The sequence below is a fragment of the Gottfriedia sp. S16(2024) genome, from assembly GCF_050473765.1.
Lineage (GTDB): Bacteria > Bacillota > Bacilli > Bacillales > Bacillaceae_G > Gottfriedia.
Map to the genome: position 1 here is coordinate 2,211,315 of NZ_JBFLUO010000001.1, position 23,357 is coordinate 2,234,671.

The 23,357-nt window shown below is 33.0% G+C and carries 22 protein-coding genes and 3 pseudogenes; 19 read left to right on the forward strand and 6 right to left on the reverse strand.

Features of this window, described 5'->3' with window-relative positions; genetic code table 11:
- Positions 1-31: 31 nt before the first annotated feature.
- The gene (locus AB1282_RS10285; protein ID WP_335473349.1) at positions 32-289 is read right to left on the reverse strand and encodes a YhdB family protein; all 258 of its coding nucleotides are present in this window, start codon (positions 287-289) and stop codon (positions 32-34) included.
- 592 nt (positions 290-881) lie between these two features.
- On the opposite strand from AB1282_RS10285, the gene AB1282_RS10290 reads away from it, so the two are divergent.
- The 8 genes and pseudogenes from AB1282_RS10290 (at position 882) to AB1282_RS10325 (ending at position 10,517) form a co-directional block, all read left to right on the forward strand.
- A complete protein-coding gene (locus AB1282_RS10290) occupies positions 882-2,303 on the forward strand; it encodes a SpoVR family protein (RefSeq protein ID WP_056471264.1) in 1,422 nt (473 codons plus the stop codon).
- A 683-nt stretch (positions 2,304-2,986) separates the two neighbouring features.
- Complete coding sequence (locus tag AB1282_RS10295) at positions 2,987-4,924, forward strand: BglG family transcription antiterminator (protein WP_082459479.1); 1,938 nt, start codon at positions 2,987-2,989, stop codon at positions 4,922-4,924.
- Between the two features lie 317 nt (positions 4,925-5,241).
- Positions 5,242-5,550, forward strand: coding sequence for a PTS sugar transporter subunit IIB (locus tag AB1282_RS10300; RefSeq protein ID WP_056471261.1), 309 nt, complete (start codon positions 5,242-5,244; stop codon positions 5,548-5,550).
- Positions 5,551-5,571: 21 nt separating this feature from the next.
- The gene (gene celB / locus AB1282_RS10305; RefSeq protein WP_056471258.1) at positions 5,572-6,912 is read left to right on the forward strand and encodes a PTS cellobiose transporter subunit IIC; all 1,341 of its coding nucleotides are present in this window, start codon (positions 5,572-5,574) and stop codon (positions 6,910-6,912) included.
- A gap of 197 nt (positions 6,913-7,109) precedes the next feature.
- Positions 7,110-7,430: a PTS lactose/cellobiose transporter subunit IIA gene (locus AB1282_RS10310; protein ID WP_056471255.1), complete on the forward strand. Its 321-nt coding sequence runs from the start codon at positions 7,110-7,112 to the stop codon at positions 7,428-7,430.
- Positions 7,431-7,626: 196 nt separating this feature from the next.
- Positions 7,627-9,120, forward strand: a complete 1,494-nt coding sequence (locus tag AB1282_RS10315) for a family 1 glycosylhydrolase (protein WP_056471253.1) — start codon at positions 7,627-7,629, stop codon at positions 9,118-9,120.
- A 242-nt stretch (positions 9,121-9,362) separates the two neighbouring features.
- Positions 9,363-9,996, forward strand: a pseudogene (locus tag AB1282_RS10320) (SpoVR family protein); the annotation flags it as partial.
- Positions 9,997-10,232: 236 nt separating this feature from the next.
- A complete protein-coding gene (locus tag AB1282_RS10325; protein WP_429899037.1) occupies positions 10,233-10,517 on the forward strand; it encodes a hypothetical protein in 285 nt (94 codons plus the stop codon).
- Positions 10,518-10,630: 113 nt separating this feature from the next.
- On the opposite strand, the gene AB1282_RS10330 is transcribed toward AB1282_RS10325, so the two are convergent.
- On the reverse strand, positions 10,631-11,260 hold the full coding sequence (locus tag AB1282_RS10330; RefSeq protein WP_429899038.1) for a CatA-like O-acetyltransferase: 630 nt from the start codon (positions 11,258-11,260) through the stop codon (positions 10,631-10,633).
- Between the two features lie 230 nt (positions 11,261-11,490).
- Entirely contained in the window at positions 11,491-11,865 is a 375-nt protein-coding gene (locus AB1282_RS10335) for a hypothetical protein (RefSeq protein ID WP_429899039.1), read from the reverse strand.
- Between the two features lie 315 nt (positions 11,866-12,180).
- On the opposite strand from AB1282_RS10335, the gene AB1282_RS10340 reads away from it, so the two are divergent.
- Together AB1282_RS10340 and AB1282_RS10345 are read left to right on the forward strand one after the other, a co-directional pair.
- A complete protein-coding gene (locus AB1282_RS10340; RefSeq protein WP_156339727.1) occupies positions 12,181-12,348 on the forward strand; it encodes a hypothetical protein in 168 nt (55 codons plus the stop codon).
- A 113-nt stretch (positions 12,349-12,461) separates the two neighbouring features.
- Positions 12,462-12,938 (forward strand): hypothetical protein, encoded by a 477-nt coding sequence (locus AB1282_RS10345; RefSeq protein WP_056474781.1) that lies wholly within the window; start codon positions 12,462-12,464, stop codon positions 12,936-12,938.
- 139 nt (positions 12,939-13,077) lie between these two features.
- Here the strand turns inward: AB1282_RS10345 and AB1282_RS10350 are convergent, their stop codons facing one another.
- On the reverse strand, positions 13,078-13,509 hold the full coding sequence (locus AB1282_RS10350) for a hypothetical protein (protein WP_429899040.1): 432 nt from the start codon (positions 13,507-13,509) through the stop codon (positions 13,078-13,080).
- 600 nt (positions 13,510-14,109) lie between these two features.
- On the opposite strand from AB1282_RS10350, the gene AB1282_RS10355 reads away from it, so the two are divergent.
- From AB1282_RS10355 to AB1282_RS10370, 4 genes are all read left to right on the forward strand, one after another.
- Positions 14,110-14,637, forward strand: a complete 528-nt coding sequence (locus tag AB1282_RS10355; RefSeq protein ID WP_429899041.1) for a hypothetical protein — start codon at positions 14,110-14,112, stop codon at positions 14,635-14,637.
- A gap of 177 nt (positions 14,638-14,814) precedes the next feature.
- Positions 14,815-15,285: a COG4315 family predicted lipoprotein gene (locus AB1282_RS10360; RefSeq protein WP_429899042.1), complete on the forward strand. Its 471-nt coding sequence runs from the start codon at positions 14,815-14,817 to the stop codon at positions 15,283-15,285.
- Positions 15,286-15,402: 117 nt separating this feature from the next.
- Positions 15,403-15,963 (forward strand): RNA polymerase sigma factor, encoded by a 561-nt coding sequence (locus AB1282_RS10365; protein WP_056474792.1) that lies wholly within the window; start codon positions 15,403-15,405, stop codon positions 15,961-15,963.
- 3 nt (positions 15,964-15,966) lie between these two features.
- Entirely contained in the window at positions 15,967-16,692 is a 726-nt protein-coding gene (locus AB1282_RS10370; RefSeq protein ID WP_056474795.1) for an anti-sigma factor, read from the forward strand.
- On the opposite strand, the gene AB1282_RS10375 is transcribed toward AB1282_RS10370, so the two are convergent.
- Entirely contained in the window at positions 16,689-17,036 is a 348-nt protein-coding gene (locus tag AB1282_RS10375) for an IS110 family transposase (RefSeq protein WP_429899043.1), read from the reverse strand. The genes AB1282_RS10370 and AB1282_RS10375 overlap by 4 nt on opposite strands.
- A gap of 198 nt (positions 17,037-17,234) precedes the next feature.
- On the opposite strand from AB1282_RS10375, the pseudogene AB1282_RS10380 reads away from it, so the two are divergent.
- Positions 17,235-17,855: pseudogene (locus tag AB1282_RS10380) on the forward strand (SpoVR family protein); the annotation flags it as partial.
- Between the two features lie 216 nt (positions 17,856-18,071).
- Here the strand turns inward: AB1282_RS10380 and AB1282_RS10385 are convergent.
- A complete protein-coding gene (locus tag AB1282_RS10385; RefSeq protein ID WP_056474797.1) occupies positions 18,072-18,863 on the reverse strand; it encodes a TrmB family transcriptional regulator in 792 nt (263 codons plus the stop codon).
- A 381-nt stretch (positions 18,864-19,244) separates the two neighbouring features.
- Between AB1282_RS10385 and AB1282_RS10390 the strand changes: the two genes are divergently transcribed.
- The 4 genes and pseudogenes from AB1282_RS10390 to AB1282_RS10405 all read left to right on the forward strand — a co-directional run.
- Positions 19,245-20,081 carry an alpha/beta hydrolase family protein gene (locus AB1282_RS10390; RefSeq protein WP_056474800.1) on the forward strand — a complete coding sequence of 279 codons (837 nt, stop codon included), beginning with the start codon at positions 19,245-19,247 and terminating at the stop codon, positions 20,079-20,081.
- A gap of 40 nt (positions 20,082-20,121) precedes the next feature.
- Positions 20,122-21,447 (forward strand): MFS transporter, encoded by a 1,326-nt coding sequence (locus AB1282_RS10395; protein WP_429899044.1) that lies wholly within the window; start codon positions 20,122-20,124, stop codon positions 21,445-21,447.
- Between the two features lie 66 nt (positions 21,448-21,513).
- Positions 21,514-22,479, forward strand: coding sequence for an MBL fold metallo-hydrolase (locus tag AB1282_RS10400; protein WP_429899045.1), 966 nt, complete (start codon positions 21,514-21,516; stop codon positions 22,477-22,479).
- 64 nt (positions 22,480-22,543) lie between these two features.
- Positions 22,544-23,176, forward strand: a pseudogene (locus AB1282_RS10405) (SpoVR family protein); the annotation flags it as partial.
- Positions 23,177-23,357 lie beyond the last annotated feature (181 nt).

Genomic DNA, 23,357 nt, shown 5'->3' on the forward strand with positions numbered 1-23,357 from the left:
ACTATTTAGTCGCTCTTTTCATTTATTTTAGTTAAAGCTCTAATGATGAAATAAAAGATTGTTCCACTGCGCTTTCTTCTCTAGTAGCATGCTCTATATGTTGGAACATACCTTTTAGTTTTTCATCAATAATCGCTAAGTCCCTCTCGTATTTAAAGGCATGTAGAAAATGTTCGATACGCTTTGAAAAAAGTTCGTCTTTCGTATTTACCATTAACACGAGGAGCTTATCCCATTGACAACAATAAGTGTAATACAATGCTAAATCATAATCGGATTGTACTTGCATTGTGAACCTCCTTTTTAGAGGGTACACATAGTTTATGGCGAAAAAAATTAATTAGCCATGAGAGAATTTAACAAAAGGTTACGGTAGAGGTTAGGGAAAAAAAGGATGGTTAAGTCCAGCAATGATAGGGAAAACAGGAAGTAAAGAGTGATTTTTCGTATTTTAGAAATACTTTATTAGTTTTGATCAAATAATTAAAGAATAGGCTTCCGGAAATTATTGCGATTCCCGGAATTTAATTTTGATTCCCAGAATTTATTGCGCTCCCCGGAATTTAACTTATGTATACTTTTACAAGAAACAGGGATAATAAGATTAGAATCAATAAAAAATACTGGAGAAACTCTGTACTCCAAACTGCTTTTGTACTTTCCTTAATCAAAAATAAAAGTACTCAAAAAAGAAGTTATATCAATCGCATTGTACAAATAAAATTAACTACCGTATGAATTTTTTTCATACGTTTTTTTATGTTTATGATTTCAAAAAGTTTCAAATTAAGCATATGAATATAGTAGAGATATGACTATTTTTACATTAATTCAATTTTCAGTTCATAGAATAATATAAGAAGAGACAGGAGGAGAGTGTGATGAAGGCAAGTGATTATAGAGCGTTGGAATATGCTATTGATGAAATTACAGAAATTGCGAGAGGATTTGGGCTAGACTTTTACCCAATGCGCTATGAAATCTGTCCAGCAGATATCATATATACATTTGGCGCTTACGGTATGCCTACAAGATTCTCCCACTGGAGCTTTGGAAAACAGTTTTATAAAATGAAGCTTCATTACGATTTAGGGTTAAGCAAAATTTATGAATTAGTAATCAACTCTGACCCATGTTATGCGTTTTTATTAGATACAAACTCTCTCGTTCAAAATAAATTAATCGTTGCACACGTTTTAGCTCATTGTGACTTCTTTAAAAATAATATTCGTTTTTCAAACACGAAGAGAGATATGGTTGAAAGTATGGCAGCTACTGCTGAACGAATTAAACACTATGAACATATATACGGAAAGCAAGAAGTAGAAAATTTCCTAGATGCAGTACTCTCAATTCAAGAGCATATTGATCCATCATTAATGCGACCAAAACTGGCTTATGATTTAGAAACTGATTTCCCAATGAAAGAGAAAAAAAGAGTTACACCATACGATGATTTATGGAATATGGATCAAAGTAAAGAGAAGAAAAGTGATTCAAACCTTATCCCAATTAAACGCAAACAATTCCCACCACAACCCGAAAAAGATATCTTATTATTTATCGAAGAATACTCAAGAGAACTAGAAGAATGGCAACGTGACATCCTGACTATGTTACGAGAAGAAATGCTGTATTTCTGGCCACAGCTTGAAACGAAAATTATGAATGAAGGCTGGGCAAGTTACTGGCACATCCGAATCATGCGAGAACTAAATCTCGACTCAAATGAAGCAATCGAATATGCAAAACTAAACGCAGGCGTTGTTCAACCATCGAAAACAAGTATTAATCCATATTATTTAGGACTAAGAATGTTTGAAGACATTGAAGAGCGATATAATAACCCAAGCAAAGAAATGAGAGAATTAGGCGTTAAACCTGGTAGCGGTCGAGAAAAAATGTTTGAAGTACGAGAATTAGAGTCTGATAGTTCATTTATACGAAACTATTTAACGAAAGACCTTGTCATGCGTGAAGATATGTATTTATTCCAGCGACAAGGTAAAGAATATAAGGTTACTGATAAGGCATGGGAGAATGTACGAGATCAACTTGTAGTTAGTCGAGTAAATGGAGGATTCCCTTATATTGTAGTCCAAGAAGGAGATTATTTAAAAAATGGTGAACTTTATTTAAAGCATTCCTATGAACATATGGAACTTGATGTGAAGTATGTGGAGAAGGTAATGCCTTATATTCATCAGTTGTGGGGTAGAGGGGTTCATTTAGAGACGAATATTGAGAATAAGTCTGTGTTGTTTAGTTATGATGGGAAGAATATTCATAGGAAGTATATTTAAGGCCACCTTTTAAGGTGGTTTCAGACTGTAGACAAAATCGATGAAATTCGAGTTTGTCTACAGTCTTTTTGTTTTAAAATATATAAAAAAAATTTCTGCGACTTGCCCTTTTTAACCCGTACAGAGAGCAAAAATTCCCGACAATCTGAGTCTTGTAATTTTAAAATATAAGTCTCTTATCTATTTAACTAGAAGATATAAGTTCTAGAAAAGTGTAGATTTAAGACAATGTTAATAAACTAATTATTTAAAATTTGTTATACTACTAACGCATATAGGGTGAGCTAAATACGAATGTTGAAATAGTGATAAAATCAATAGTTGAACACATAGATGGTTTACCAAAAGCGACCGCTTCATTATATTGGAGTATTTGGAATATAATGAATGGGGAATTTCGTTAGACCACCTTTGTTAAGGAGAATATCCAAATTTCAAAACCTATTTTTAACAGATTAAAGTCTTATCTATACAAATGGGTATTTGGAAAAAGATTAAAAATCAAATTATAGAATTAGTAATATAACACTGCTCAACTAACGCAATCGGATAGATATCAAGGACAGTGAACTGTAACATAAGTATATGAGTTTTGCTCGCCCTTGACATAACGACCCATGTGAAGAAAAAATAAAGTAGCATGAATAAATTAAAAAAGAGCATAAATTAAGGAGGATAGAAAAGTGATTTCGAAACGACAAAAAGATATAGTGATGTCTTTAATGAAAGCAAAAGAACCTGTTACAGCTGAATGGATGGCAAAAGAACTTGGTTTTAGTGATAGAACCATTCGCAACGAGATTAAAGAACTTCAATCACAATGCTCGTCGTTAGGAATAATCATTGAGTCGGTTCGAGGCAAAGGATATATATTAGATATAAATGATTATGAAGTGTTTGAAAAGGAGTATAATTCTAATGAGAATGAAGCGATAGATGAAAAAAAATCGGATTTTTCCGAACAGGAAAATCGGGTTTTGTATATATTAAAACGATTTTTATTAGAAAATGGACCAATCAAAATAGAAAACCTTGAGGGAGAGCTATTTGTTTCAAAGCCTAAGGTTCAAAATGACTTGAAAATTGTCCGTGAAATATTGGAAAGATATCAATTGAAGTTAGTTACCAGACCACATTATGGTACGCAGGTTGAAGGTGATGAATATATGAAACGGCTATGTTTATCAAGTTTTATGTTAAGCCGAAATAGCAACTTAATCATTGAAAGTAATTCTTTTGATGTTTTGGACGAAAACCTGTTTGAAAAGATAAAAGAAATCATCGTAAAAAAAGTGAATGAATACAAAATTGAGATATCTGACATTGCACTCGAAAATTTGGCGACGCATATTACAATTGGATGTAAAAGAATTGAAGAAGGTTTTGTCATTGAAAACCTCGAACACGATTTAACAGGAAAATATCCCTTAGAAAAAATTGTTGCCAATGAAATTGTAAAAGAAGTTGAGGAGTTTACGGGCTTTATATTCCCGCAATCTGAAATTAATTATATTATTGTCCATTTGTTGGGGACAAAATTAATTCACAAGAATACGTTGAAAGAATTTAGTCATTTTGATGAGTTAGATAACATAATTAATTGCATGTTGAAAAGATTGAAAAATGAATTGAATTGGGATTTTCATGATGATGAAGAATTCATTCAATCGATGACTCTACATATACGGCCAGCAATGAACCGGTTGCGTTATAACTTGAACATTCGTAATCCATTATTAAACGAAATTAAAAGGAAATATCCTAGCGCCTTTGAAGGTGCTGCTATTGCCAGCAGATGCATTGAGGAATATTTGGAGATTGAGGTAGGAGAAAACGAGATTGCTTATATTGCATTGCACATAGGTGTGGCATTAGAAAAAATGAAGACAAGGCAGAAAAGGCCAAAACGGGTGATTGTAGTGTGTGCTTCTGGTGTTGGAAGTGCAAGACTATTGTATTATCGTTTGCAAAATGTGTTTAAAGATGAAATCGATATTGTAGCTTCAACCAATTATTATCAATTAAAAGAATACGACCTTTCCTCTATTGATTTTATTATTAGTACGATTCCAATAAAAGAAGATATAGTCGTTCCAGTACAAGTGGTCAACACATTTTTAGGAGAAGAAGATATTGAAAAGATCCGAGAAGGCTTATTACCTGTTAAAAAGTATGAGGAACAAAGTTATTTAGATGAATCAAGAGTTTTTATTCACAAAGACTTTGAGGATAAAGAAAGCGCTATCCATTTTTTATGTGAAGAATTATATAAACAAAAGCTCGTCTCTAAAGATTACATAAATTCGGTGTTGGAAAGGGAGTCGCTAGCTCCAACCAGCTTTGGGAATCTTGTGGCCATTCCTCACGCACTTTCACCGGAAACAGAGGACACATTTTGGACTATATGCACGTTAAGGAAGCCCATCGAATGGACTGATAAACAAATGGTTCAATTTATCTGTTTGTTAAATGTAAGAAAAGAACCTAATGAGGATGATCTGGAAGGTATGTATAAGAGGCTCTTGGCTTTAATTGAAAACAGTGCAACAGTCAAAAAAATACTAAAGGGTAAGTCTGCTGAAGAAATTATAAGGATTTTAAATGATACTAAATTGATATGAAACATTAATAGGAAATACGTCCTTTTACAACGGAATAGGGAAAAAATGAGGGTATTCCAAAATAGGGGTACCCTTTTTAGGTTATCGGCATGTTATCTGAGGATAATTTAATTTCTTAAACCTTATTATAAGTATTTAAACATTTTTCCGTTACGTAACGGAAAAATCATTTCTGTAAAATTAAACGCTTTCAAAATAAACTATAAAAGTAAGGTGATTAAATTACTCTTAAAGCATTTGCCAAATTAGACTGTTTAGATTATTTTGCTAGTTGTTTTAAAAAAATATTATTGTGGATAAATAGGAGGAATAAACAGATGAATATTTTATTATGTTGTGCAGCAGGAATGAGTACAAGCTTGCTAGTGACCAAGATGGAAAAAGCAGCAGAAGAAAAAGGTTTAAAAGGAAAAATTTGGGCTGTTCCAGCTAATCAAGTCAATCAACACATTGACAATGCTGATGTCCTACTTTTAGGACCACAAGTAAGATACTTGCTTCCAAAATTGAAAGGGTTAGGTGAAGAAAAAGGCATTCCAGTGGATGCAATTAATCAAGTTCACTACGGAATGTGTAATGGAGAAGAAGTTCTAAAAACTGCTATAAATTTAGTAAATAATAAATAATAAAAAAAGGGGAAAAAGTAGATGAGTAAATTCAACACCATGCTAGAAGAGAAAGTCATGCCTATTGCAGCAAAGATTGGTGCGCAAAGGCACCTAACGGCTCTTCGAGATGGTCTTATTGCGACTATGCCATTCATTGTAATTGGTTCATTTTTCTTGATCCTGGCTAACTTGCCAATTCCAGGTTATGCTGATTGGATGTCTTCAATTTTTGGTACAAACTGGGCGGCTAAATTAAGTTATCCAGTAGATGCAACTTTCAATATCATGTCACTAATCGCAGCATTTGCAGTGGCATACAGACTAGCAGAAAGCTATAAGCTTGACTCGATGAGTGCGGGTACTATTTCAGTTGCTGCTTTCCTATTAACAACACCATTTAATTTCTTATTTACTCCAGCTGGATCTGAAACAGGAGTGATGGTAACTGGTGCGATTTCAAAAGCTTTCTTAAGTAGTAAAGGTTTGTTTGTTGCGTTACTATTTGCAATCTTATCAACAGAAATTTATCGATGGCTCGTCAAAAAAGATATTGTTATTAAAATGCCAGCAGGCGTACCCCCAAGTGTTGGTAAATCATTTGCAGCTTTAATACCAGGCTTTATTGTTATTCTTGTGGTTTGGGTAATACGTTTACTTGTTGAGTTGACCCCTTATGAAAGTATTAACGGTTTAGTTACGACCCTTTTAGGTGACCCGCTAAAATTGGTAGGTCTTACTCTAGGAGGATCCATTGTTGCTGAATTATTCGTAACTTTACTATGGGCTACTGGTTTACACGGTACAAATATCGTTAAAAGTGTAATGGAACCAATTTGGTTTGGTGCTATGGGTGACAATATGACAGCATATCAAGCTGGTCAACCTCTACCACACATTGTTACACAACAATTCTGGGATAACTTCGTCCACATCGGTGGAACGGGTGTAACATTTGGTTTAGTTCTTTCAATGGTATTGTTTGCTAAATCACAACAAATGAAAAGTCTTGGTCGTTTGGCTCTTGCTCCTGGTATCTTTAACATTAACGAGCCGCTAATCTTTGGTTTGCCAATCGTGTTAAACCCAGTCATGATTATTCCGTTCGTCGTTACTTCAATCGTTACCGTGGTTGTAACTTTTCTTGGTATGGATTTGGGATTGGTAGCAAAACCAACCGGTATTGCAGTCCCTTGGACAATGCCGCCAATTATTTCAGGATATCTTGCTTCTGGCGGACATATTTCAGGTGCAGTCATGAATTTAGTTAACATTGTTATTTCATTCGTAATTTATACTCCATTCTTCAGAATATATGATAAAGCGAAGAAGAGAGAAGAAGATGCGATGAATGCAAGTGAAAGAAAAAATATAATCGCGTAGTAAAGTGAGGTGGGCATTAGTTTGACTAGAGCCTATCTCTAACAAGTAATATGACAATGAAGGTCAATCTGCTGATAGAATTGGAAAAATGATCTTTGATGAGATGTTATAAAACTTCTGGATTTTAATATATATTCAAAATTGGACGGAGAAGGGAATGTCCCCTTCCTAGTAAATCATTTGAAAGGCTGTTAATCATGAATAAAGAAGAACTATACAATCTTGCATTTCAATTAATACTACATTCAGGGAATGCAAAAAGTTTGGCGATGGAAGCGATGCAGAAAGCTAAAGAAGGCAAGTTTGATGAAGCAGAAGAAAAACTAAACGAAGCAGATTCTGCCTTTAATGAAGCACATCATGTTCAAACTGACTTAATCCAAAAGGAAGCAGGGGGAGAGAAAGTCGAATTTCCTCTTATTATGGTTCATGCACAAGACCATTTGATGAACTCAATGACCCTTAAAGATATGGCCAGAGAAATCATCGAGTTGCATAAACTGATCAAAAAGGTATAAAACAAAACGTTCCACTAGAATTGCCCAACTACTTTTGGGCTTTTTTTATTCAAAATAATTCTCGGATAATAATTCTTGCAAAGATATTAAGGGGAGAAATATGTATTTAAATCCATAGTTTTTTAATTAAAGAAAAATAAAATGTGTAGTTTATACTATTTAATCCGTTTTGCATTTAGAAAGGAAATGAACTTTAATGAAAAAAACATTCCCAGAAAATTTTTTATGGGGTGGAGCCACGGCTGCAAACCAATATGAAGGTGGATACAATGAAGGCGGGAGAGGGCTTGCTACAAGCGACTTCATAACAAATGGTACTGCAGACCGCCCAAGGAAAATTACAATCAAGTTAAATGATGGAACAAAAACAATGGTAAACCGACGACCTACTGGGGACCCAAAAATTGATACCATACCAGAAGGCGCAACAGGCTATATTGATGAAAATGTTTATTATCCAAGCCATAAAGCAGTTGATTTTTACCACCATTACAAAGAAGATATTGCCCTTTTTGGAGAAATGGGTCTTAAGTGTTTCCGGCTATCTCTTAGTTGGTCCCGCATTTTCCCAAAGGGTGGAATTGAAGGGGAACAACCAAGTGAGGAAGGGTTAAAATTTTACGAAGATGTTTTTAAAGAGTGCAAAAAATATAATATCGAACCATTAGTCACTCTTTATCATTTTGAAACCCCTGCTTATTTGGCTCATCATTTTAATGGTTGGGGCGGTCGTCAGACGATAGATTGTTTTTTACGAATGTGCAAAGAAGTATTTACAAGATATAAAGATTTAGTTAAATATTGGATCACCATAAATGAAATTAATGTATTAAATGGATACGCCTTTATGGGAACCAGGGAGGCTACAGCGCAGGCGCGTTATCAAGCAAAGCATCATATGTTTGTTGCGAGTGCTCTTGCCAATAAGCTTTGTCACGAGATTATTCCAGATGCAAAGATTGGCTGTATGGTTGCATTAAGCTGCATTTACCCGAAAGATTGTAAGCCGGAAAATGTATTTGGAGCTTTGGATTATCGAAGAGGAGCTTTGATTTATTCTGATATTATGATGAGGGGATATTATCCATCTTACGCCGACCACTTTTTTGAAGAGATGGGGGTAACCATAAAAAAAGAACCGGGGGATGACGAAATAATCAAGGCGTACCCTTCGGATTTTTTATCATTTAGTTTTTACCGTAGTAGTGTATACCATGCTGAAATCGTTCAGAATACCGATACCGGCGGACAAATGGGGGATGTAAATCCTTTTCTAGAAAAAACGGAGTGGGGTTGGGCTATTGATCCTGTTGGTCTAAGATACACCTTATCTGAACTTTATGATCGGTATCAAAAACCGCTCTTTATTGTTGAAAACGGAATGGGAACCATTGATAAGCCAAATGAAAATGGATATGTGGAGGATGATTACCGGATCAAATATTTCCGAGATCATATAGCAGAAATGAAAAAGGCGGTTACTTTAGATGGTGTCGATTTAATGGGATATACACCATGGGGTTGCATTGATTTAGTTTCAGCAGGAACTGGAGAGATGAAAAAACGGTATGGTTTTATTTATGTAGATATGGACGACGAAGGAAATGGAACATTAAAAAGAACAAAGAAAAAATCATTTGATTGGTACAAGAAAGTGATAGCAACTAATGGAGAAGACCTTAGTTTTTAGATTGAAAATATGCCAGATTACTGTTTATCAAAAAAAGGAGCAAATGGATATTATCCATTTGGGAGTGATGTGGTAAAAACTGCTTCAAAAATGTTTGCTCTCATTCTGAACTAAACAATCAGATAAATATCAGCTTAAAATGTAATTCCATTTTAGCTGATACTCTCAGGCAACAATATCCTTTTATTACGGTTGAATAATGAATTGGATTTCTTGCTCAAAAATAAGATCTTTAAAAGACACAAGGCTGGGCAAGTTACTGGCACATCCGTATCATGCGCGAACTAAACCTTGATTCAAATGAAGCAATTGAATACGCCAAACTAAACGCAGGAGTTGTTCAACCATCAAAAACGAGCATTAATCCATATTACTTAGGTCTACGTATGTTTGAAGACATTGAAGAACGATACAATCATCCAACAAAAGAAATGCGTGAGTTAGGTGTTAAACCTGGTAGTGGTCGAGAAAAAATGTTTGAGGTACGAGAATTAGAGTCTGATAGCTCATTCATACGAAACTACTTAACTAAAGAACTAGTAATGCGAGAAGATATGTATTTATTCCAGCGCCAAGGTAAGGAGTATAAGGTTACCGATAAAGCATGGGAGAATGTAAAGAGATCAACTTGTTGTTAGTAGGGTAAATGGTGGATTTCCTTATATTGTTGTTCAAGAGGGCGATTATTTAAAAAATGGTGAGCTTTATTTGAAGCATTCCTATGAAAATATGGAACTTGATGTGAAGTATGTTGAGAAGGTTATGCCGTATATTCATCAGTTATGGGGTAGAGGGGTTCATTTAGAGACGAATATTGAGAATAAGTCTGTGTTGTTTAGTTATGATGGGAAGAATATTCATCGGAAGTATATTTGAGCCACCTTTTTTAGGTGGTTTTCTTTTTGGATTAGAAAGTATAGAATTCTTTTTTTCTGTAATTGGACCTTATGCAACTAAATGGCAGTTTAGTTGGATTAGAGTGAAATAAATTGTTCAATTATTTTAAAGAAAAAATGGAGGTAATCTAATAATAAAAATCGAATTTATTGGTATTTAATCCTATTTTATACATTAGGGATTTTCAAATAAGTACATTAAGTAGGGGGTTGAAAATGGAAAAATTCGCTTACTTAAAGGATAGGTACATGATTATTGGTGAAGGTCAGGAATGGATTGTTTTAATACCAGTAATAGCCGCAGTTTTTTTCGTAATTGCTATTTATTTTTTTACTAAAAATAAATGGGGAAGTATTTTAATATCTCCAATTGTTACAGTTTTATTATCTGCTTATGCACTTAGATATGTAATCCATTTATATTTCATCCTATCCTCAGTCATAATTAGCTATATTGTTATCAAAATATTAGATTCTAAAAAAGAGTCTAAGGCAACTTAGTGTCAACTTTTCGTAATCCTTATACAACTACGTATGCGTTAGTTGTATAAGGAATGTTAGAATTTAAAAATTAATGCGACGTTTAGAAGATCATAAATACAATAACAAATTACTTATTCAATATACATTGTTAGCTTTTCAAAAAATTTTGCTACATGGAATCCATCTACTGTAGCATGGTGAGATTTAATAGAAATAGGTATAGATAATCTCCCGTTTTGTTTAGAATACTTTCCAATAGTAATTATTGGCTTCAAATAACAAGAAGAATTAGCGATATTTAAAGAAAAATTATCAAAACTTACCCAAGGGATAGCTGATATATCAAAGGTGTTCAAAGGTTGATTTACTTTAGGAAACATTTTATCGGAACCAGCGTATTTATCAACTTCTGCTTTATAAGCAGATTGAAATTCGGCCATACTTTCAAGTTTATCTAACCAAATACATTGAAATTTTTCTTTTTCTTTATCAAAAATAGTAAATGCAGGAACTAGGTAATCCCAACATACTAATTTCTCTTCAATAAGATCATAACGGTAATTTTTAATAGAGTTAAAAGATTTCGTAATATTAAAAATCATATAGGCATAGAAGCTATAATTATTATTCTGGCAATATTCAACGGCATTAGTTACATCTATTTTCGTTGTCATTTCATGAGTAACATTTATAGAAAAGTAATAATTAAAATATTCTTTTCTCTCCCATTTTTCTAATTCTACAACACGATATTCAGACATTACTTCACTCCTAATTTGTAAAAATATCTTTTTATCTAATGAATTTGTTATAAAAATAACTTCTATTTTTATAACCGTTTCCCTTTTCTTATTCGACAATACTGCCAGTTAGCACAAAAAAATGAGCCGCCGTAGCAACTCACATTATTGAACTATCGCATGCGTTAGTTGTATTACATTTGAAATATTAATGATATTGAAACCAAGGAATCCAGTTATCATTCCGATCTTTAACAATGTAGAGTTCTCCAGTTGCAGCACTGACAGCTGGAAGCATTAGGGAATATTAGTCGAACGAACCATGAGTGATTTGCTACTTCTTTACCACAAAAAGTTACTGCAATACCGAAGTAGTGTTTCTCGAATCCAGTCAAGCTTGCAGCAGGTTGAATTTTCTCGATTCTCCATTCTTTATGGTTAAGATCTGTTCCATATATCTTTGGAATAATGTCATTTAAGGCACTTATCAATTCATCTTTGTCCTTTATATTTGGCTTTTGTAAATTCTCAGTTGGAGGGCATTTTGCATTTACTAGACTTTCACCATAAGTAGTGCTTGGGATCATAAATAATAGCATAAATGAAGTTAATAAAATCTTCTTCATGAAGTAATTCACCTCACTATTACTATCCCCTAAGTATGCTTGTTTATTTTTTTCTTGTTCAACTATCGCAGTGCATTAGTTAAATAACCTTTAAGCTGCTTCGGTAGCTTTTTTCTTATTAAAGTAAATGGCAGGTTAGTAACAAGGAATAGGATAAATGATAAGAGAATAAATATTTATGGAATGCCTAAAACAATCTCTGCGGCATTTTTTTTTCATGTTGTGCTAACCTCGCAAAGTTTCACTTATGTAGCAAAATAATAAGAAAATATAATTAGACTTATGGATATTTCATTCAAAAGAAAGGAGCCAACAATGAAGAAGTATTTTATAAAAGTCTTTTTTGGTTGGTTGGCTATAGGGATTATGTATGGAATAGCCTATATTTTCAACGTAGACTGGCTTAAAGGGTCTTATGGAAATCTATTTATAATAATAATAGGATTTGTTACAGGTGCAGTGGTTGGAACCTTAGTTGAATAGCACTGATGAGCTGATTTATTAATAGCCCCTCAGTTTAATATTAGAAGTTATATTGGTAAGACAGTAAGAATATAGCTATTTAATAATTTATTTAGAAAGGAAGTAATCAATTAATGTTAAGTTATTTTTTTCAAACTATTATATATTTAGGTTTAATTATTGGTATGTCAATTTCTATTTGGAATTTTTATAAAAAGAAGAACAGTAAAATAATATATAAAAAGACTAAGAAGAATAGAAAATTGTATCAAATATCCTTAAAGGAAAAATTCGGATTAGTAGTTGCTTTAATGGTTTGTTTGTTTTCTAGCATTTCTTTTGTAAAACTTGTACAAGATTTACCAGACGCAATGTCTCAACACACAAAATTAATTCAAGGGAAATGTATAATTAATAGATATAATGGAAGGGGAGGTGGAAGTTTAGAGGCTAGATTTGGGAAACAGATAATAACGTTCAATAACAACCCTTATTATAAAGCTCATAATGGAAATTTTTATTGTAAAGCTGAATATCTTCCACATTCATACTCAGGAATTTCATTAATACTATACAAATCAAAAGGTGGAAAAGAAGTAGTGACAAAGTAGTGTTTAAAATTAGTTCATGTTTCAAAATTGAAGATGCAATGGAAAGTCCTAAAATATATCAATAAATATATAATAGATAAACGATTGAAGAGTTATTACTTAATGATATTGAAACCAGGAATCTATTATGCTAATTTAATTATTCCTTATAACCATTAATATATTTATTTAAATCACTTATTAAATCTGAATGTAACCTGTACATTGTATTTGAATCGTTTTCATTCATAATTGAACCTCCATCATCACTCAACCATAAAAAATAATGTGAACTTGTTTTGTTTTCAAATGACATTGTTAAATAGTAGTCAGCTTTTGCAACATCTACTATCCCATCAATTTTATTTGCTGTTTTGATTGCATCAATAAAAATTTGAAGTTCAATTGATGCATCTTGATGATATGAAGCATGTGGTTCTTTTATATCTAACATATTCTCTCCGACTCTTGAAATTGTAACACTTTCAACAGATTTTCCTTCAAATAAGAAGTTTCCTACACATTTCGCTTTAACAACCTTCTTCTCTCCGCATTTTGCTTGTGTAACCTGATTATCACTACACCCAATCAATGAAAATGTTAATAGTAATAAAATAGTTAAATATAATTGCTTCTATTTAGTAAATCTCATTTCATTCCACCTCATCAGTGTTTCCTTATAATGCACTATTCTATTTCAATGCTAATATTCCTTCGTTAATAAATTTAGGCTCTGTTAAAAGACTTTCTAATTTGACAGGCTTTCTACACTTTAATTGAATTAAGGCATGCGTTAGTTCAATATGAATTTTAAAACCATTCCATATTCATTCCTTTTAGAAACTGTTCTGCATTAAAAAAATAGTGAAGAATATACCTTTATAAAACTAAAGCAAGTATAGGAGCCTATGGGATAGTTAAATGGAAAAATGAGAAATTCTTAAATATTTTTTATGGCTGCCTGTTCTGCAATTGAAGTTGCCATTGGTAGTTTTTTTAATTGAATTAATGATCAAATAGATGAAAAAGGAGAAATTGACAAGAATCTAGTTAATATGAAAAATATAAGCATGAGTCTGTTAGTTCGATAATAACTTAATTTTATTTAATTTCAGTTTCTTCAAACCTTATCGTTGCATTCTTCGTTACCTATAACGAGAGACCAATACAAAACTGAAGGAGATGTTAGAAAATGAAATTTCGTTTTACGCTTGCAAGTGTACTGTCAGTTATTTCAATGTTATTATTTGGTGCTGTAGCTTCCGCAGCTACTGATTTTACACAGTTCGGATTTACTAATGTAGTTGCAGAAAAGAAAATTAAGGCAGGGGAAGCGGCAAAAATAAGTCATAGTGGAATTAAAATTGCGATCCCAGAAGGGACGTTTCAACATGACGTTACTTTTCAAGTTCTTGAGGGGGATAATAAAAATTTCCAAGCTAATGCGCCAGAAGGAGAAATAGTAATTATGAATTTTGCGTTCAAAGTTACTGATATGGAAACAGGCCAACTTGTTGATAAATTTACTCCAGCGATTACATTTAGTTTTAAAGATAAGGAAGTAAATAATTTGAGTACATACTACAATGTTAAAACAGACGGCACGTTCGTCAAAAATAATAGTACATCTGTAATCGAAGGCAAAACATTAAGCCATCCAGTCGGTGCAGCTCCAGTTGGTTGGGCTATTACTTCACCAAGAGATTCTATAGAGAAATAACTGAAAAATACATTATAAAATGCCCATGACATCAGGAAAGAGAATTATGGGTTTTCTTTATATTGAAACAAGAATAATGGATTTAGAAAATAAATGAAAAGATATAAAGTTTTTCAAACCTTTTATAAGGTAGGACCGTTTACTAATTTGAAACTAAAATATTAAGGAGGAATACAGATGAAAAAAATGATGTTAATTTTAATGACTATAACATCAATCCTGATGTCAGCAGCTTGTAACATTGGAGAATCAGAAAAAAGTACTAAATCCTCTAATTATGAAAAAATAAGAAATCAAGAAATATCAACACTACAAATATTAGAAAACGTTAAAGTTGGTAAATATTTAGCTGATTCCAAAGGAATGGCGCTTTATTATTTTAAAAATGATGTATATGAAAAAAGTAATTGTAGTGGAGAATGTTTGAAAAACTGGCCCCCATTTACTGCAGATAAATTTAAAGTGCCAGTAGGATTTGATAAAAATGACTTTGGAACTATTACAAGGGAAGATTCAGGAGAGAATCAAGTTACTTATAAAGGTTATCCACTCTATTATTTTGTGAATGATAAAGTAAAAGGTGATGTAAATGGACAAGGAATTAAGGAGATTTGGTATATTGTGAATACTGACACCACATTTAAATAAATTAATTATCAAATACAAAGGAACAATCGTCTATGTTGATTGTTCCTTTTATTCTCCTCCAATTATATAATTTTACTATCAAACTAATAAAATACCTCAAGAGAGGAGCATCAACGATTGAAGGATAAAAGTGATTTTGAATTAATGAATTTAGTCAAAAAAAAGCAAAGTCCTGCATTAGAAGAACTATATAATCGCTATATTAAATTAATTTATAGTTTTGTTTATAAGTTTACACAAAGAAACGAAGAAAAGACGAAAGAAATTATTCAACTGGTTTTTTTGCGACTTTGGACAACAAAAAGCACTTATGATGACACAAAAGGTGAATTTATAAACTGGTTACTTACTATTACTCGAAATATTTGTATAGATTATATTCGGAAAGATTGTAATGAGAATTTTAATAGGCAATGGAATGTCTACCATCATTCTAGCAAACAGCTTGAAATAGAAGATTCTACCAACGAAATAGCAGGTACAATAAATAAATTTGAACTCCAAGAAGCAAAGGATAAGTTATCTCAATCTCAAAAAAGATTAATAGATTTGTTTTATTGGAACGGGTATACACTTCATGAAATTGCCGAAATGGAAGATGAGCCTTTAGGAACCGTGAAGAATAGACTACATCAATCACTAAAGAAATTAAGAAAGTATTTTAACATAGGAGGTTAAGTAATGAAAAAAATATGTAATCATTTACTTCCTTATATTACGAATGAACTCAGTAAAGTAGAACAAAGAGAATTTAAAGAACATTTAGAAACCTGTCTGAAATGTAATAATGAATATAATCAGATAAAAGAAAGTTGGGAAGCCCTCCAATCTGACATTGAAGAAACAGAAGTACCAGAATCATTAAAATCTGAGGTGTTTGAATTTGTATTTGCACAACAAAAAGATGAACAAAACTTATTCACAATCAAACTAAAAAACTGGTTAACTTATTTAAAACAGCAGTTTACACCTTTAACAACTGTCTTAATCTTAACGTTATTAACTATAATCGTATTCAATTTTAAAAATACCAAGTTGAGTAATCAAACGGCAATTAATAAGGAACTGAGTAGCCGTCCAGTCGAAATTTTATCTACACTTACACTATCTTCTGTTAATCAAAGTGAAGCAAATGGACATGCCTTTATTGTGCATCAAGGTCAAGAAAAAAAGCTAATTGTGCAAGTAAACAACTTACAAAAAACGGAAGGTAAAAAAGTTTATCAAGTGTGGTTACTGAACAAAGGAGTGCGAAAAAATGCTGGGATATTTAAACCAAATAACAATGGCTCAGGTATTTTGACATTAGAACTTCAGGAAAATGAAGTTTTCGATAAAATTGGGATTACACTTGAACCAGATGAAAATAGCGTAAAGCCTAGAGGTGAAAAAATAGTAGGAACTTAATAATATCCTTCAAACGCATTATCAAGTTTTAGAAGCTGAGCTAACTGTAATGAATCGCGACGATCCGTTTTTACTCGATCTCCAGTACGTTTAGGAATTAGTGATGGTGCAACTACAATCCATTCGATATCCATCGATAAAAGTTGACGGTAAATACTATATCCACTTGAACCAGCTTCATAACAAACTATTAATTTCTCTGGATCACCTAACTTCTTAAAAAGTTTTCGAATAGCTTCTGGAGTATTTTGGATATTCCCATGAAATCTTGATGGGCTTCTTCCTTCATCATCAATAATATCTTCTGAAACGTTTAAACCAATAAATTTTTGACCAACCTTCATAATACACGGCTCCTTTTGTTTGTAGCTCTACATTTGGTTTGGGTAGGCTTTTTGATTACTACCATTCTTGCCAAGTGCAACCTACGATAAGCAAAATGGAGCTGTTTCGTTCATTATGACTAATCTGCCATTATGTTGAATAAGGAATAGAAGATTCTTAGTCAAAAAGAAGATCGTTGAGAGAAACAAGGCTAGGTAAGTTATTGGCACATAAGAATTATGCGAGAACTAAATCTCGATTCAAATGAAGCAATTGAATACGCAAAGCTTAATGTAGGAGTAGTTCAGCCATCGAAAACAAGTATTAACCCGTATTATTTAGGACTAAGAATGTTTGAAGATATAGAAGAGAGATATAATAATCCAACAAAAGAAATGAGAGAATTAGGTGTAAAACCAGGCAGTGGTCGAGAAAAAATGTTTGAAGTACGAGAATTAGAGTCTGATAGTTCATTTATCCGAAACTACTTAACTAAAGAACTCGTTATGCGGGAAGATATGTATTTATTCCAACGACAAGGTAAGGAATATAAAGTTACTGATAAAGCATGGGAGAATGTAAGAGATCAACTCGTTGTTAGTAGGGTAAATGGGGGCTTTCCATATATTGTTGTACAAGAAGGTGATTATTTAAAAAATGGTGAGCTTTATTTGAAGCATTCCTATGAACATATGGAACTTGATGTGAAGTAAGTGGAGAAGGTAATGCCTTATATTCATCAGTTGTGGGGTAGAGGGGTTCATTTGGAGACGAATATTGAGAATGAGTCTGTGTTGTTTAGTTATGAAGGGAAGAATATTCATCGGAAGTATATATAATACCACCTCTTAGAGGTGGTATTTTTTTTCATCAAATACAAATCCGAAGTCATGCTGGATCTGTATATAGTGCCTCAATAAACCGTTAAGCACTTTTAGAAAGTTGGCGATCCTTTAGCCAGAAAACTGCAGAATCCGATTGGATGGGAAAAAAAGAAAAGGTTGCGCAAGCAACCTTTTCTTTATGATTGATTAATTAAAGGAAAGAACATTAACTTATATATTCCAGCCTTTTTCAAAAGCGTAAAATTCTAATATTTTTTTGTATTTTTCACCATATCTCTCCACAAGTGCAGATTGAAAATCTTTTTCAATATGTTGCATGATTAGATCATGGTAAAAAGCAGTTTTTAACATTCCAACTACTGATGGATGGTCAGTTTCTAAAGCAGTGAGTTTTGTTGAATTTCCAAAACCACCGATTAAAGCTTTTTTTGAATCGCATAAAATAGAAAAATTTCTTAAACTAGAAATGCTCCAATCTTCACTTCGAATATGGACAAAAATGTTCTTAAGCGCTGTTTGACATTCTCCAATTGTAATGAGTATCACATTGACACCTCTATTTTCAGCATCAAGTAAGTCTTCTTCAACCCAATGTAAATCTTCTGACCAAATGTCTATTACAATGAAATCTTTTGCATTGGCAATTATTCGACGAATAGTTGTACTAAGTTGCTTATCTCCTTGCCAATTATAAAAAGAAGGAGCAATTATAGTTGGAGACTTTAATTGGTTTACTAATACTTTTGTTACTTGTTCAAATTCTGTTTGTAAATGTTTCGTTAATTGTTCTATGGGAACAGCATCGTATCTAGCTGGATCTCCTTCTATGCATCGACAAGCACCCTTGTCCGTTAATGATCTCAAAGCAGAATAAACATTAGTACGTGAAACTGACACTCTTTTAGCTACTTCATAACCTGATATTCCAGGCTCTTCATGTAATGCCAAATAGCAACGTGCTTCAAGGTCAGATAATCCTATTTTTTTTAAAAGTTCAACCATATGTACCTCCTTTTGCAATTTTTAAATTTATTTTTTGTTGTTAAATGTAGATGAGTATATATAAATACTACTAGATTGAATAAAATAATCAAGCTATACAACGATTCATAATTTTTAAGTTTCCAATCTTTGTGTGATTGCTACATGACTGAATAGATGTGTTCGGTATATAGTAGTACCGGAAAATACTTCTATTTTTAAAATTAATATTGATAATATTCTGAAAAATAACTATAATACATTTAACGAGAGTAGTATCGTATAATACTACTTATTTTTGAAGTAGTTTTTAATTTGTATTACAAATGGAAAAAGGAGGAGAGATGTGAGTGTAATAATTTAAGTTAATCCTTAGGTACCCAGAAAAATGGAGGCGTTTACATGAGAGTTGATAGTGAAATTGGAAATACAAAAAAGATACGCTTGAATTATGGTGATGATCAGTGGCAATACGGAGAATTACGTATTCCTGAAGGTCCAGGACCACATCCTGTAGTTGTTGTTATTCATGGAGGATTTTGGAAATCGATATTTGCGGCAGATTTAATGGATGCCGTTTCAGAAGACCTTTCAAAACGTGGACTAGCAACATGGAATATTGAATATAGAAGGGTAGGTAATATTGGAGGTGCTTATCCTGGTACTTTGAATGATGTTGCCAATGCTACAGACTTTTTAGAAACAATAGGCGAACAATATGATTTGGATTTAACAAAAGTGGTTGCAATGGGCCATTCAGCTGGAGGTCAGCTTGCTTTCTGGTTAGCGGGCCGTTATCGTCTACAAGAAGATAGTATATTAAAAACATCCAGTGCCCCACTATTACTTAAAGGAGTAGTCAGTTTAGGTGGCATAATTGACTTAGAACTTATGAATAACCTGATCAATTACAAACAAAGAATAGTAAAAAATATGAAAATTGATAACCCAGTAACTGACTATGTAGGGGGTACACCATTTGAAGTACCTGAAAGATATGCTGAGGTTTCACCAGTTCAATTGCTTCCGTTAAAAGTTCCCCAAGTATTGATTCATGGTGATTTAGATGTAAATGTTCCAGTAAAATTAAGTGTCCTATATAAAGAACTTGCCGAAAAAGCAGGTGACCAAGTTAAGATGATTACGTTACCTAATGTCGAACATTTTGAAATTATTGATCCAAATTCTAAGGTATGGGACAGCATTGTTAATGAGGTTAGGAATTTATTGAAAGATTAAAAAATATGAAAAGCCAATAAAGGAAGGGGAGTAAAAATATATGTCAAATGCAGTAAGGAAATTATGGGGATATAAATACGTTATACTGTTTATCGTTTGGCTACTATATATAATCAATTACTTTGATCGTGTGGCTGTGTTAACTTTCTTACCATTCATACAAAAAGATATGAATTTAACGCCAGTCCAAGTTGGGCAAATCGCTTCTGCGTTCTTTTTCGCGTATGCGGTCGGTCAGGTTACTTCGGGATTTTTAGCGGATAAATTCGGACCCAAAAAGGTCATGAATGTTGCCATAATTGTTTTTACTTTAGTAAGTGTAGTTACTGGATTTGTCAAAAATTTTACCCAGTTTATTGCTTTGCGAATAGGTTTAGGGCTTGGAGAAGCACATCATTTTCCACCTTCAGCTAAAGCAATTAGTAATTGGTTCCCATATTCAGAACGTGGTAAAGCCCTTTCAATTTTTAATACTTCAAATTACGTTGGATTAGCACTTGTACCTATCATCTTAACTAATCTCTCTACTTCCTTATTTGACGGTCAGTGGAGACCTGTATTCTTCACATTAGCTATTCCTGGTGTAATTGGTATTTTACTACTTTGGTTGTTCTTTAAAGATACACCAGAAGAAATGTATAAAAAAGGTAGAATAAGTAAAAGTGAATTAGACATTATAAATCTGAATAAAGAGGCAACTCTACAAGTAACTACGAAGGAAAAAGTTAACCACAAAATTTACTTGAAAGATCGTACCTTCTATGTGATTTGCCTGATGATGTTTTGTCAGATCGGTATTCTTTGGGGGTTCACAACTTGGCTTAGCACTTTCTTAGTTCAACAACACAACTTTAATATTAAGGAAATGGGATTTGTCTCAGCATTACCTCCAATAATTAGTATCATCAGTATTTTAATGGGAGGTTGGTTGATGGATAAATTTAACAAAATGAAACCAATTGCTCTGATTGCTTATATTGGATGTATTCCCGTGCTTTGGATGCTCGGATCTGTTAGTAAGGGAAATACACCTATGCTATTAACTTTACTATTGGCTTCAGGATTTTTTGTAGCATTTAACTCTGGTTCTCTTACAGCTGCACTTCAAAAAAGATACCCTAGTGAAGTTGTCGGTAGTGTAACGGGAATAGTTAATGGTTGTGGTCAGTTAGGGGCATTTCTAACCCCGTTAGTAGCCGGTTATCTAATAACAGTTCGTACAGGTGGAAGTTTTGATTTCACTAAAGTATTTATATTTTTCTCAGTCCTAGCAGCGATAGCAGCAGTAAGTGCTCTTTTCTTAAAAGAAAAACCAGTCCAAACCAATGAAATAGTTAAAAACGCTGTAAATAATCAGATTGTATGAAATAAATTTTAGGTTAAAGCCTCATACCCCAAAAAAATGGCTAAAGTAGAGGTGCAAAATTCCATTATGCAATTAATTAATGAAGGAATCGAAAAAATGAAAGGATATGGCATTTATCAAGTAACAATTCCACTACCTTTTTGGAATGATAATGTTCATTGTTACTTAGCACGTAGAGAAGGAAAGTGGACAATAATCGATACGGCAATGAATCGCAATGAAACACGCCTGGCCTGGGAAGCTGCGTTTAATAAATACAGTATTGAACCACTTCGAGATGTTGAGCGTATCTTGATAACCCATCATCACCCTGATCATTTTGAATATGCAAGAGAATTACAACAGCAGACTGGAGCGAATGTTTTTCTAAGTGAGAAAGAACAAGCAGTCGCACAGAATAATCTAGATGCGGAATCATTTTCAAGATTTTATTTAACAGCAGGCATGCCGCAGAAACTAGTAAAGCAATTACAACCTGTGAACACATCAGCTAACAGATTTCCGAAAAATGTGTGTATCATAGAAACAAATAGGCTTTATCCAATTGGTGAGCTTCTTTTTGAAGCTATACAAATGCCTGGTCATTCGGATGGGCATATCTGTTTTTATAATAGTGAAGAACAGATTCTTCTTTCAGGAGATCATTTGACTAGAGAAACTATTCCTTATATCTCATATCATGGCTATGGAAATAAAAATCCATTAAGTATGTATCTTGAGACATTAAAAACGATGCAATTAATGGAAATTTCATTAGTTTTACCAGGACATGGTCCCATTTTTATGGATGCACAAGAGAGAATTAACGAATTACTACATCATTATGAAGAACGAATTGGTTTCGTACTCGAGAAGATTACAGGAGAGATGAGTGCTTATCAAGTATCCAATACTTTAGTTCCAATAGGTTCAAGTGTACTAGAAAAGTGGATTGCACTAGGAGAGACTAATGCCTATTTAAGTTATTTAGTTGCAAAAGGTGAAATACGTGAGTATAAAGATGGGCTTCAAAATAAGTACGTAAGACTGTAAATTATATAGGGTTACACTAGATATCTCTTAAATTAAGAAGAACATTTAAGATCTTTAAGAGAAACAAGGCTGGGCAAGTTACTGGCACATTCGCATCCTGCGTGAATTAAATCTAGATTCAAATGAAGCAATCGAATACGCAAAACTTAATGCTGGAGTAGTTCAGCCATCGAAAACAAGTATTAATCCGTATTATTTAGGATTGAGAATGTTTGAAGATATTGAAGAGCGATATAATAATCCAACAAAAGAAATGCGTGAGCTAGGTGTTAAACCTGGCAGCGGAAGAGAAAAAGTGTTTGAAGTACGAGAATTAGAGTCTGATAGTTCATTTATTCGAAACTACTTAACGAAAGATCTTGTCATGCGAGAAGATATGTATTTATTCCAGCGACAAGGTAAGGAATATAAAGTTACGGATAAAGCTTGGGAGAATGTAAGAGATCAACTTGTCGTTAGTCGAGTAAACGGTGGATTCCCTTATATTGTTGTTCAAGAAGGAGATTATTTAAAAAATGGTGAGCTTTATTTGAAGCATTCCTATGAAAATATGGAACTTGATGTTAAGTATGTTGAGAAGGTTATGCCGTATATTCATCAGTTGTGGGGTAGAGGGGTTCATTTGGAGACAAATATAGAGAATAAGTCTGTGTTGTTTAGTTATGATGGGAAGAATATTCATCGGAAGTATATTTAGAACCACCTTTTTTAGGTGGTTTTCTTAATGGATTAGAAAGTATAAAATATTTTTTCGAGAAGTGTACCTTATGCAACTAAATGCAGGATAGTTGCATAAGGTACATTTTATTACTACATCACAGTTAAGCAAGCTTAATCTATTTTAAATAAACTATCTTCTTTAAAAGATATTTAGTGGA

Coding starts and splice junctions, on each gene's coding strand:
- AB1282_RS10285 (WP_335473349.1), bottom strand. CDS start 289: ATGCAAGTACAATCCGATTATGATTTAGCATTGTATTACACTTATTGT.
- AB1282_RS10290 (WP_056471264.1), top strand. CDS start 882: ATGAAGGCAAGTGATTATAGAGCGTTGGAATATGCTATTGATGAAATT.
- AB1282_RS10300 (WP_056471261.1), top strand. CDS start 5,242: ATGAATATTTTATTATGTTGTGCAGCAGGAATGAGTACAAGCTTGCTA.
- celB (WP_056471258.1), top strand. CDS start 5,572: ATGAGTAAATTCAACACCATGCTAGAAGAGAAAGTCATGCCTATTGCA.
- AB1282_RS10310 (WP_056471255.1), top strand. CDS start 7,110: ATGAATAAAGAAGAACTATACAATCTTGCATTTCAATTAATACTACAT.
- AB1282_RS10315 (WP_056471253.1), top strand. CDS start 7,627: ATGAAAAAAACATTCCCAGAAAATTTTTTATGGGGTGGAGCCACGGCT.
- AB1282_RS10325 (WP_429899037.1), top strand. CDS start 10,233: ATGGAAAAATTCGCTTACTTAAAGGATAGGTACATGATTATTGGTGAA.
- AB1282_RS10330 (WP_429899038.1), bottom strand. CDS start 11,260: ATGTCTGAATATCGTGTTGTAGAATTAGAAAAATGGGAGAGAAAAGAA.
- AB1282_RS10335 (WP_429899039.1), bottom strand. CDS start 11,865: ATGAAGAAGATTTTATTAACTTCATTTATGCTATTATTTATGATCCCA.
- AB1282_RS10340 (WP_156339727.1), top strand. CDS start 12,181: ATGAAGAAGTATTTTATAAAAGTCTTTTTTGGTTGGTTGGCTATAGGG.
- AB1282_RS10345 (WP_056474781.1), top strand. CDS start 12,462: ATGTTAAGTTATTTTTTTCAAACTATTATATATTTAGGTTTAATTATT.
- AB1282_RS10355 (WP_429899041.1), top strand. CDS start 14,110: ATGAAATTTCGTTTTACGCTTGCAAGTGTACTGTCAGTTATTTCAATG.
- AB1282_RS10360 (WP_429899042.1), top strand. CDS start 14,815: ATGAAAAAAATGATGTTAATTTTAATGACTATAACATCAATCCTGATG.
- AB1282_RS10370 (WP_056474795.1), top strand. CDS start 15,967: ATGAAAAAAATATGTAATCATTTACTTCCTTATATTACGAATGAACTC.
- AB1282_RS10375 (WP_429899043.1), bottom strand. CDS start 17,036: ATGAAGGTTGGTCAAAAATTTATTGGTTTAAACGTTTCAGAAGATATT.
- AB1282_RS10385 (WP_056474797.1), bottom strand. CDS start 18,863: ATGGTTGAACTTTTAAAAAAAATAGGATTATCTGACCTTGAAGCACGT.
- AB1282_RS10390 (WP_056474800.1), top strand. CDS start 19,245: ATGAGAGTTGATAGTGAAATTGGAAATACAAAAAAGATACGCTTGAAT.
- AB1282_RS10395 (WP_429899044.1), top strand. CDS start 20,122: ATGTCAAATGCAGTAAGGAAATTATGGGGATATAAATACGTTATACTG.
- AB1282_RS10400 (WP_429899045.1), top strand. CDS start 21,514: ATGCAATTAATTAATGAAGGAATCGAAAAAATGAAAGGATATGGCATT.